The sequence below is a fragment of the Pseudomonas protegens genome, assembly GCF_003732485.1.
Taxonomy (GTDB): domain Bacteria; phylum Pseudomonadota; class Gammaproteobacteria; order Pseudomonadales; family Pseudomonadaceae; genus Aquipseudomonas; species Aquipseudomonas protegens_B.
The window spans coordinates 14,803-24,393 of sequence record NZ_MOAK01000010.1 but is presented as its reverse complement, the minus strand read 5'-3'; the positions used below and the strand labels follow the sequence as shown (position 1 = coordinate 24,393).

The following is a 9,591-nucleotide window of genomic DNA, read 5'->3' as shown; positions in this document are numbered from 1 at the left end:
TCACCGGCGCCGGCAGCGGTATCGGTGCCGCTATCGCCCGGGCCTACGCTGTGGCGGGAGCACGCCTGCTGCTGGCTGACCGCGATCCCGCGCGCCTGGCCGAGAGCGCCCAAGCCTGCCGCGAACTGGGCGTTGAAGTCGTCGAATGCGTGGCCGATGTCGGCAGCGTCGAAGGGGCCCAGGCCGGAGTCGATGCCTGTGTCGAGCATTTCGGCGGTATCGATATCCTGGTGAACAACGCCGGCATGCTGACCCAGGCGCGCTGCGTCGATCTCTCCATCGAGAGGTGGAACGACATGCTGCGGGTCGATCTCACCAGCGTCTTCGTCGCCAGCCAGCGGGCCTTGCCCCATATGCTGGCGCAGCGTTGGGGGCGGATCATCAACGTCGCCTCGCAGCTGGGGATCAAGGGCGGCGCCGAGCTGACCCACTACGCCGCGGCCAAGGCCGGGGTCATCGGCTTCACCAAGTCCCTGGCCCTGGAAGTGGCCAAGGACAACGTGTTGGTCAACGCCATCGCCCCGGGACCGATCGAAACGCCCTTGGTGTCCGGCATCAGCAGTGCCTGGAAAACCGCCAAGGCCGCCGAGCTGCCCCTGGGGCGTTTCGGCCTCGCCGATGAAGTGGCGCCCACCGCGGTGCTGCTGGCCAGCGAGCCGGGGGGCAACCTGTTCGTCGGCCAGACCCTGGGTCCCAATTCCGGCGACGTCATGCCCTGAAGGAGGACTGAACATGTGCGGGCTCTGCGGGCTGTTGGGGGAGGATGTGCACTGGAGCGATCCGCTGGGGGATGAACTGCCCCGGCGCCGCGAGCGCTTGCGCAGAATTGCCGCGATCAACCGGGTACTGGCGCCGTTGCGGCTCAAGGTCGAAGACTTCCAGGGCTCGGCCTACTTGCTGCTGGGGGCCACCGGCCGCCAGGAGCTGGCCAGTGGCCTGGAGCAACTGTGGAGCCTGGCCGAGTCCATGCTCGGCCGGCCGCTGGACCCTTTGGATCCGGTGCTCCTCAAGCACCTGGAGCAACAGTCGTGAACCTGCTGGAGCAACAACCATGAGCATTGCCCTGAATGTCATCAGCGGGTTTCTCGGCAGCGGCAAGACTACCTTGCTCAACCGCCTGTTGCGGGGCGAAGGCCTGGGCGACACGGCACTACTGATCAACGAGTTCGGTGATGTCGGCATCGATCATTTGCTGGTGGAGGAAGTGGCGCCGGACACCGTGCTGCTGCCCAGTGGCTGTGTCTGCTGCTCGATTCGCGGCGAGTTGAAAGAGGCGCTGCTGGGGCTGCTGGCCCGGCGCAGTCGAGGCGAGATCCCGGCCTTTCGCCGGATACTGCTGGAAACCACCGGGCTGGCCGATCCGGCGCCGATCCTGGCCACGGTGAACAACGATCCGCAGTTGCGCGGGCGGGTGCATATCGGCCTGCTGGTGACCCTGGTGGATGCCACTCATGCAGCCTTGCAGGAGCGTATTCATCCGGAGTGGCTGGCCCAGGTGGCAGCTGCGGATCGCATGCTGCTGAGCAAGAGCGACTGCGTCGGCGAGGCGACCCAGGCAGCCTTGCGCGAGCATTTGCAGCGGCTCAATCCCGGGGCGCCCCTGTTGCTGACCCAGGCGATCCAGAGTGGCGATCAGCTGTTGCTGGGGGAGGGGCTGCGCGGCGCTATGGCAGAGCGGGAAGTGGCTCGCTGGCAGTTGCAGCGGCCACTCAAAGCCGCTGCGTCGCAGCATGGCGCGGCGCAAGTGTGTTGCCTGGAGTTCGAGCAGCCGCTGGACTGGGTGGGCTTCGGAGTCTGGTTGTCGATGCTGCTAAGATGCCACGGCGAACGCATTCTGCGGGTGAAAGGATTGCTCAACGTGAACGCCAGTCAGGCCCCCATCGTCATTCATGGCGTGCAGCATTGTCTGCATGCTCCCGTGCACCTGTCCCGTTGGCCCGGTGAAGATCGTCGCTCGCGGCTGGTGTTCATCCTGCGCGGGCTTGAGCCGGCACAACTGCGTCGCTCCTTCGAGGTGTTCGCCCGCAGTTTCGCCCCGGTCGTCGGGGAGTGTGCCTGATGGCGGCCACGCAGGCGGTCACTCTGCGGGTACTGGGCACCTCGGTGACCCTGCTCGAATCCCTGCGGCTGCGCGCCGAGCAGGACCTGGGCATTCGCCTGGTGTATCAGGTTCACGATGTGGAGCAGGCCCAGCGCATCGCGGTGATGCAGCCCGACAGCTACGACCTCTATGACCAGTGGTTTCACAATGTCGATTTCGTCTGGCCAGCCCAGGCGATCCAGCCCATCGATACCCGGCGCATTGCCTTGTGGCATGAGATCAACGACCTGCCCAAACGCGGGCGGCTGTCGCCGGACGATCGTCTGGGCAGTGGCAGCGTCCCCTGCGAGCGGCTGTATGTGCAGCACGATGGCAGCCTGGGCAGCACGGTCAGTGAGCGCATCAGCATGCTGCCGCTGACCCACAACGCCGACAGTTTCGCCTACCGCCCGGAGCGCCTGCCGGCGGGCTTTTCCAGTGCCAACGAAAGCTGGGGCTGGTTGCTGGACCCAGCCTGGAGCGGGCGCATCGCCTTGCAGAGCGATGCCGCGATTGGCGCCCTGGATGCAGCCCTGGCAGTGCAGGGCTGTGGCCTGGAAGCGTTCAAGGATATCGGTAACCTGAGCATCGAGGAGATCGACCGGCTGGCAGAGATTCTGGTGCGCAAGCAACGCGAAGGGCATTTCGCGGCATTCTGGTCGGACGATGAAGAGGCCGCGCAACTGATGTGCAGCCCACGCATCGATATCCAGAGCCTGTGGTCGCCGACCCTGATGCGCCTGCACCGCGCCGGGGTCAAATACCGCCTGGCGGTGCCGAAGGAAGGTTACCGAGCCTGGTTCGGTGGCCTGTCATTGTCGCGTCATGCCAAGGGCGCGGTGCTGGACGCGGCCTATGCCTATCTCAACTGGTGGCTGTCGGGTTGGCCCGGTGCGGTGATGGCGCGCCAGGGCTACTACATCGGCAACCCGGCGCGCAGCCGCGACCACCTGAGCAGCGCCGAGTGGGATTACTGGTACGCCGGCAAACCGGCCCGGGAAGAGTTGCCGGGCAGTGACGGCGAGCCGCTGATCGACATCGGCGAAACCCGCGATGGCGGCTCCTACCAGCAGCGCATGGGGCATATCGCGGTGTGGAACTCGGTGATGGACGAGCACAACTACCTGGTGCGGCGCTGGGGCGATTTCCTGCGGGCCGGCCGGGTGGCAGGCCGGGGTAAAGGCTAAAGCCCCAGGCGCGCCAGCTGGCGCAAGTCGGCGATCACCGCCGGGTTGCCGCCCTCCAGCACATCCAGGCGCATCTGCGCGATCAGCGATTTCAGCAGTTCGGTCTGGGTCATCCGGGTCGCTTGCAGCAGGCGCGCGAGATCCTCGGCCACATAGTGGTTGACCTTCATCGACAGGCGCTTCATTGCCTGCACGGCAGGCAACTGGCGGGCCTTGGCCTGTTCCGCCAGGTACGCGGCGAAACCCTCATGCACCTGCTCCAGGCCAGGCCTGGCGGGGGCGCTGAAGTAGTAGCAGAAGAATAGTTTGCGCATCTGTACCCCGGCGTCCTCGGCCACCGAGTGCATCGCGGCATCCAGCACGTCGAGGTAGACCGCCGGCAGCCGCGCCTCGATGGAGCTCAGTTGCTGGCTGCGCGCTTCCTTGATCGCCGGCGTCGACTGGGGCGGAATGGCCACGGTGGTGGCGCACTGCTCGCAGACCCCCACCAGGATGCCCCGGGCCAGACCGTGGCCGTCGCTGAAGGGAACGTCGCGCCGCAGGTAGGTAATGTCGACGATCTGTTGGCAATGCTCGCAGAGCGCCTTGCCCCGGTCGCCTTGCAGAAAGAGTTTCATGGGTTGCCCTCATCGGTGAACGCTGATGAACCACGTTTCTGGCTCGATAAAGTAGAACTTGATGTACCAGCCGGCCTTTTTCAGCACGTGGACCGCGATGCCCGGGACACTGTGGTGTGCGCTGCAACTGTGGTCCGGGCCCTTGCAGGCGCTGATGACCTCGATCAGTTGACCGGCCGAGACCTCGCCCGTGGCCAGTAGGTTCTTGACCTCGATCGAGCCGCGCGCGGCATGCAGATAGTCGCCGTTGTGTAGTGCATTGATCAGGTCCCGCCTGACCTTCCTGAAGCCTCTGTCCATGATGCCTTCTCGGTTGTACGACAGATGTCGTACATAATCAATGGGAAGTCGACTGAAAGCGCCCAAAGGCATTTCAGCGGTTTTCAGGGGGGAGTCGATCTTAGCCCGGCAGGAGCGGGCGGCAGGGCTTGGCTAAAGGCTTGCAATACATCCGTGATGGCCAACGGCTGGCTTGTTGCGGTGCGTCCGATGCACCGCAGCCAGCTGCCATCAGAAGAAGCGGGTCACGCTGATCTTGGCGTTGCGCCCCAGGCTGGACGCGTTCTCGCCGCTCAGCGGTGGGCGATAGTCACGGTTGAACATGTTGTCCAGGGTGAAGTTGACTTCGGTGCCCTTGAGGTAGGCCTGCTGGGGTTTCCAGTTGGCGAACAGGCCGTGCACGTTGTAGCGGTCATTCTTGTACTGGTCCCAGGCGGAGTCGCCCAGGACGCTGGCCGGGCCGCCGGCATAGATGTCGCTGGGCACGCGATCGGTCTGGCGCACCCACTGGCCCTGCCAGCCCACTTGCGCATCCCACTGCGGAATCTTCACCCCCAGGCTGGCCACCCACTTGCGTGGCGGGATGTCCCGGGCCCAGACGTTCGGCCCCCAAGGGTTGGTGTAGGCACCTTCATGCTTGCCGGTGATCCACGAGTAGGACAAGGAGCCGAACAGGTAGGTCGAGTCGTAGAAGCTTTCCACCTCGAAGCCCTTGATGGTCAGGTCGCCGATGTTGCGATAGACCCCGATGGTCGGCTGGTTGCACACCTGGCCGATGCTCTTGCCGCTGGTGAGTTGCTCGGGGCAGCCGATCCCGAGGTTCTTCATGATTTCGTCTTTGATGGTGTTGTGGAACAGCGTGGTACGCACCTGCACGCGGTCGGTCTTGCTGAACACATCGGAGAAGCTGGTGATGTTGCCGGCGCGCAAGGCGGTGATGCGTTCCGGGTCGAGGTCGCGGCTGGTGGCGGAACGGGTGGAGGCGGCCGACTGGACCTCGTACTGCTCGTCGATCACCGGTGCACGCCAGGTCTTGCTGTAGTCGGCGAACAGGGCGAATTGCGGGGTTACCGTCCAGAATGCCGACAGCCGAGGCGACCAGCCGGTGTAGGTCTTGTCGCCGTAATCGTGGCCCGCCACCGGGTCGGGGCTGTTGTAGAACGGTGCGTCGTTCTTCTCCCCGCGGTTGCGCACATGGTCGTAGCGCAGGGACGGGGTCAGAGTGAAATTCCCCAGGGTGATGGCGTCCTGGATGTAGAAGGCATTGTTGTCGACCTTGCCGTGGGGCATGAAGCCCGGCTGATAGTAGCCGTAGTTGTACTTGGGCACTTCATAGGTCTTGCCCGGCATCCACATGTCCACTTCGCGGGTGTGCTTGCGGATCTGGATGCCATTGGTCAGTGCGTGTTCCAGCGGGCCGGTGCTGAAGCGGCTGGTGTTTTTCAGGGCGAGGATCTTGTCGTCATAGCCCACGGTGATCTTGCGGCCCCCGGATGTCGGCTGGAAGTAGGCTTTCGGCCCGCGCTCGTCGGTCTGGTCGGTGGTGGAATCGGAGTACTTGGCCTCGAAGTCGATCCACGGGTTGTCCACGGGGGTGTACTGGTACTTGGCGATCCAGGTGGTGTCGATGGTATTGCGCTGAGCCAGGTAGCGACGGGTGGCGCCGTCATAACCGAACTTGTCGATGTCGCTCTGGCTCGGCGGCGTCGGGTAGCTCTTGGCCGAGAAGGGCGCCCAGATGTCGCTGTTGGAGCGCATGTAACTGAAGCCCAGGCGTTGTTCGTCGGTCAGTTGCATGTTCAGTTTGAACAGCTCGCCCTCCATGTCCTGGGCGGTATTGGGCAGGCGTTTGGGGTTGACCGGATAGGCATTTTTCGGGTCGGGCTGGGCGCTGGCGATCTTCATGTCGTCGCCGTCGCGCTTGGTCCAGTAGGCCAGGGCGTCGAAGCGGTGGTCATCGGTACGGCCGTACACCGCGCCGGTGTAGGCCTGCTCATGGCTGTTGCTGCTGTAGCCGTACTTGACCATGGCGCCGGTGTTGCGGTCCTCCTGCAACAGGTCCGGGGCGTCCTTGGTCTCCATGTGCACGGTGCCGCCGAAACCGCCGTTGCCGGTCTCGGGGGAGTGCGGACCTTTTTCCACTTCGATGCGCTTGATCAGTTCCGGCTCGATGAACACCGAGCCCTGCTGGTAGCGTTCGAAGCCACTCTTGGTGGCGCCATCGACGCTCATCGGCACGTCTTCGGCGTCCCCCAGGCCCCAGATGTTGATGGTCTGGCCGCCGGGTTTCAGCGAGCCGCCCAGGCTCACGCCGGGCAGGGTGTCAATCAGGCTGACCACGTTGGTGGCCTGATGGCGATCGATTTCCGCCTGGTTCAGGGTCGAGCGGCCAACACTGGCGGCGTCCACCTCGGTGCCGTTGCCGATCACGCTCATGGCCCCCAACTGCAGGGCCGAACCGCTGCTGAGGCTGGTCTCGGCAGGGCGCACGATGTAGGTGTTGTCGACCTTCATCAGGTTGAACCGGCCGTCCTGCAGCAAGGTGCGAATCGCCTCTTCCGGGCTGTAGTCACCCTGCAGGGCCGGCGCCTTGGCATTGCGCAGCAGTTGTTCATCGAACAGCAGCTGGATCTTCGCCTGCTGGGCGATCTGGCTCAGGGAGGCGGCCAGAGGTTGCGCCGGCAACTGGAAATGCAGCGGCCCGGCATGGGCCTGCAGGCTGAATGCCAGGCAGGCAGCGAGCAGGGTCGGGCGGGTACGGACTAACTGAACAGGCAAGAGCGCGCGAAACATGACTTCCCCCAGAGCGGCTTAAAGGCCAAAAAGGCGCTGCGGACAGATCGCAGACAGGAGGAAGACGCGGCAGTGAAAAAAAACCTCATATGCGAATGCAAAATATTCTCATATGAAATTCAGCGGGCTTCGATTTTCAGCTGACCGTTGGCCTGTTCCCGGGTTTTTACCGGGATCAGGGCCGGTAGAGCCTTGACCAGGGCATCCGGATCGTTGACGTCGAGGTTGCCGGAAACCTTGTAGGCGCTCAGCGGGCCCTCGGCCAGTTGTACCGGTTGGTGGCGGTACAGGTTCAGCTCGTCCACCAGACTGGCCAGGTCGCGGTTGCGAAAGGCCAGGCGCCCGCTGCGCCAGTCGGCCACCTCGTCGCGGTCCAGGGTCTGCTGGCGCAGGGTGCCTTTTTGCAGGTCATAGGTGGCCTGTTGCCGAGCGCCCAGCAGGGTCAACTCCCCGGGCTTGCCGTCCGGGCTGAAGGCCACCTGGCCGTGGGCCACGCTGACCACCAGTTGGCGCTGGCCGCGACGCACGTCGAAGGCGGTGCCCACCACCCGCACCTTGGCCTCGCCGCTGTGCACCCAAAGCGGACGTTCCTTGTCGGCGGCGACTTCCAGGTACAGCTGGCCCACCTGCAGGTAGATGTTGCGCTGATGGGCGCTGAAATCGACGGTCACCTGGGTATTGGCGTTGACGTACAAGGTACTGCCGTCCGGCAGCTTGAAGGCCCGAGCCCCCTGTTCCTGAGCCGCGATCTGCTGCTGGTAGGGGGCCTGGGGCGTGCCCAGATTGACCGCCAGCACTGCGCACAGCAAGGCGGCGGCCACTGCCAGGGCCGGGCGCCACAGCGGCGTCTTGCGCCGGGGGAGCGGTATCGGGCGGCTCAGTTGCTGCAACTGCGCCAGGTCGTCCCACAGCGCCTCGAATTCGGCGTAGGCCCGGGCATGGGCCGGTTCACTGATCCAGCTATCGAAGGCCTTGCGCGAGGCGCGGTCCGGGTCATTGCGGTTACGGGCGAACCAGCCGGCGGCCTGGGCGTCGATCTGCTCGCTGTCGAGGTCGTCGTGGGTGCCGGGAAAGCGGGTCATTCAGGCTGCTCCTTGCCATTTTCTCGTTGTAGGTGCTGCTTGCAGTGCAGCAGGGCAAAGGCGATGTGTTTCTCCACCATGCTCACGGAAATCCCCATGCGTTCGGCGATCTGCGCCTGGCTCAGCCCTTCGAAGCGGTGCAGCATAAGGGCTTCGCGGCGGCGCGGCGAGAGTTGCGCGAGGACTTCTTTCAATTGTTCCAGGCGTTGCAGGCGCTGGGCGGCGGGCAGCGGTTCGTGCTGTTCGTCGGCCAGGGGTTCGCTGTCGAAGTTTGCCTCGGGGTGGGCCTCGTGGTGCACCTTGGAGCGCACTTGCTGGCGCCGCCAATGATCGCGCAGCAGATTGCGCGCCATCTGGAACAGGAAGGCCCGGGGCTGCTCGACCTGGGCCCGGTCACGGTAATCGAGCCACTGGGTGAACACGTCCTGGGTCATGTCCGCCGCGTCGCTGGCGTTGTCCGTGCGTTTACGCAGGAAATGCAGGATGTCCGCATAGAACCCGCGAACAGAGTCCGCCGACGCAGAGTCGGTCTTGGAGCGAGACATGGATATCCTTCTTGACGACGCGGTGAGCACAAGGTCGCGAATGATATCGAGAATTATTGCTATTTGTCACTTGATCAGATTGACGATCAGCCACCACCGCCTACGTGTCCGAAATACCCCTCCTCGCAGGAGCGGGCTTGCCAGCGAAGGTGCCCTTGCGGGTGATGCAAGGCTTGGGGGCTCTTCGCCGGCAAGCCGGCTCCTACAAGGGGAAGCAAGGCCTGTAGGAGCGGGCTTGCCAGCGAAAGCCCCTCATAAAGGCTCAGATCACAAAGAATCCGTGAGTGCCATCCCGGGCCAATTGCGCCACCAGGCCAAACTCCCAGTCCAGGTAACCCTGCATGGCTTCCCTCGGGTTGTCGGTGCCTTCATAGGGGCGGCGGTAGCGGTCGATCCGTGGCGCGGCCAGTTGCTGGCGGCTTTCTTCCAGGGGCAGGCCGGCTTCGATCCAGGCCGCGGTGCCACCGCTCAGGAGAAACACCGGACGCTGGGTCAGGGCCTGCAATTGCGGCACCACAAAACGCGCCAAGAGGCTGCTGCCGCAGGTCAAGACAAACCGCTCGGGCTGGGGCAGCCGGGCCAGGGATTCCTCCAGTTGGCTGGGCAGGGCCCACCAGGCGCCGGGGATATGGCGTTGCACGTAGTTGGCGCTGGCGGTGAAATCCAGGACCAGGGTGCCGGGTTCCTGCAGCCAACCGGCCAGGGTACGCGGGCTGATCTCCTCGGCCGGGGCCACATCCGGCAAGGGCGCCTGCCAGGGACCGCGTACGCTGAAGTCGCTGTCGCGCAGACCGTCGAGCACCGCCACCTGCCAGCCCATCTGGGCCAGCCAGGACGCGCTCATGTTGGCGCGCACGCCGTCGTTGTCCACCAGCACCAGGCGCGCACCGCGAACGCTGGCGAAGTGATCGGTTTCCTGCACCAGTTGCCCCCCGGGCGTGGAGCGGGCTCCCGGCAGGTGGCCGGCGGCGAATTCCTCCGGAGTGCGCACATCGAACAGATAGCTGG

General features: G+C 64.7%; 10 protein-coding genes. 4 read left to right on the top strand and 6 right to left on the bottom strand.

Going from position 1 to position 9,591, the window contains the following annotated elements:
* From BLX41_RS00575 to BLX41_RS00560, 4 genes are all read left to right on the top strand, one after another.
* Positions 1–719: SDR family NAD(P)-dependent oxidoreductase (locus tag BLX41_RS00575; protein WP_123723333.1), on the top strand; the 719-nt coding region annotated here is incomplete at its 5' end.
* A 13-nt stretch (positions 720–732) separates the two neighbouring features.
* Positions 733–1,032 (top strand): hypothetical protein, encoded by a 300-nt coding sequence (locus tag BLX41_RS00570; protein ID WP_123723332.1) that lies wholly within the window; start codon positions 733–735, stop codon positions 1,030–1,032.
* Between the two features lie 19 nt (positions 1,033–1,051).
* Complete coding sequence (locus BLX41_RS00565) at positions 1,052–2,059, top strand: CobW family GTP-binding protein (RefSeq protein WP_123723331.1); 1,008 nt, start codon at positions 1,052–1,054, stop codon at positions 2,057–2,059.
* Positions 2,059–3,267, top strand: coding sequence for an ABC transporter substrate-binding protein (locus BLX41_RS00560; RefSeq protein ID WP_123723330.1), 1,209 nt, complete (start codon positions 2,059–2,061; stop codon positions 3,265–3,267). The genes BLX41_RS00565 and BLX41_RS00560 overlap by 1 nt, the downstream gene beginning before the upstream one ends.
* On the opposite strand, the gene BLX41_RS00555 is transcribed toward BLX41_RS00560, so the two are convergent.
* The 6 genes from BLX41_RS00555 to BLX41_RS00530 all read right to left on the bottom strand — a co-directional run.
* Complete coding sequence (locus BLX41_RS00555) at positions 3,264–3,884, bottom strand: hypothetical protein (RefSeq protein ID WP_123723329.1); 621 nt, start codon at positions 3,882–3,884, stop codon at positions 3,264–3,266. The genes BLX41_RS00560 and BLX41_RS00555 overlap by 4 nt on opposite strands.
* A gap of 9 nt (positions 3,885–3,893) precedes the next feature.
* Entirely contained in the window at positions 3,894–4,184 is a 291-nt protein-coding gene (locus BLX41_RS00550) for a hypothetical protein (RefSeq protein WP_259744285.1), read from the bottom strand.
* A 210-nt stretch (positions 4,185–4,394) separates the two neighbouring features.
* Positions 4,395–6,956, bottom strand: a complete 2,562-nt coding sequence (locus BLX41_RS00545) for a TonB-dependent receptor (RefSeq protein ID WP_123723327.1) — start codon at positions 6,954–6,956, stop codon at positions 4,395–4,397.
* 119 nt (positions 6,957–7,075) lie between these two features.
* Complete coding sequence (locus BLX41_RS00540; RefSeq protein WP_123723326.1) at positions 7,076–8,038, bottom strand: FecR family protein; 963 nt, start codon at positions 8,036–8,038, stop codon at positions 7,076–7,078.
* Positions 8,035–8,583, bottom strand: a complete 549-nt coding sequence (locus tag BLX41_RS00535) for an RNA polymerase sigma factor (RefSeq protein WP_123723325.1) — start codon at positions 8,581–8,583, stop codon at positions 8,035–8,037. Before BLX41_RS00535 ends, BLX41_RS00540 begins: the two co-directional genes overlap by 4 nt.
* 262 nt (positions 8,584–8,845) lie before the next feature.
* The coding region (locus tag BLX41_RS00530; protein WP_259744284.1) for a rhodanese-like domain-containing protein at positions 8,846–9,591 on the bottom strand (746 nt) is incomplete at its 5' end.

Coding starts and splice junctions, on each gene's coding strand:
- BLX41_RS00565 (WP_123723331.1), top strand. CDS start 1,052: ATGAGCATTGCCCTGAATGTCATCAGCGGGTTTCTCGGCAGCGGCAAG.
- BLX41_RS00560 (WP_123723330.1), top strand. CDS start 2,059: ATGGCGGCCACGCAGGCGGTCACTCTGCGGGTACTGGGCACCTCGGTG.
- BLX41_RS00550 (WP_259744285.1), bottom strand. CDS start 4,184: ATGGACAGAGGCTTCAGGAAGGTCAGGCGGGACCTGATCAATGCACTA.
- BLX41_RS00545 (WP_123723327.1), bottom strand. CDS start 6,956: ATGTTTCGCGCGCTCTTGCCTGTTCAGTTAGTCCGTACCCGCCCGACC.
- BLX41_RS00535 (WP_123723325.1), bottom strand. CDS start 8,583: ATGTCTCGCTCCAAGACCGACTCTGCGTCGGCGGACTCTGTTCGCGGG.
- BLX41_RS00555 (WP_123723329.1), bottom strand. CDS start 3,884: ATGAAACTCTTTCTGCAAGGCGACCGGGGCAAGGCGCTCTGCGAGCAT.
- BLX41_RS00570 (WP_123723332.1), top strand. CDS start 733: ATGTGCGGGCTCTGCGGGCTGTTGGGGGAGGATGTGCACTGGAGCGAT.
- BLX41_RS00540 (WP_123723326.1), bottom strand. CDS start 8,038: ATGACCCGCTTTCCCGGCACCCACGACGACCTCGACAGCGAGCAGATC.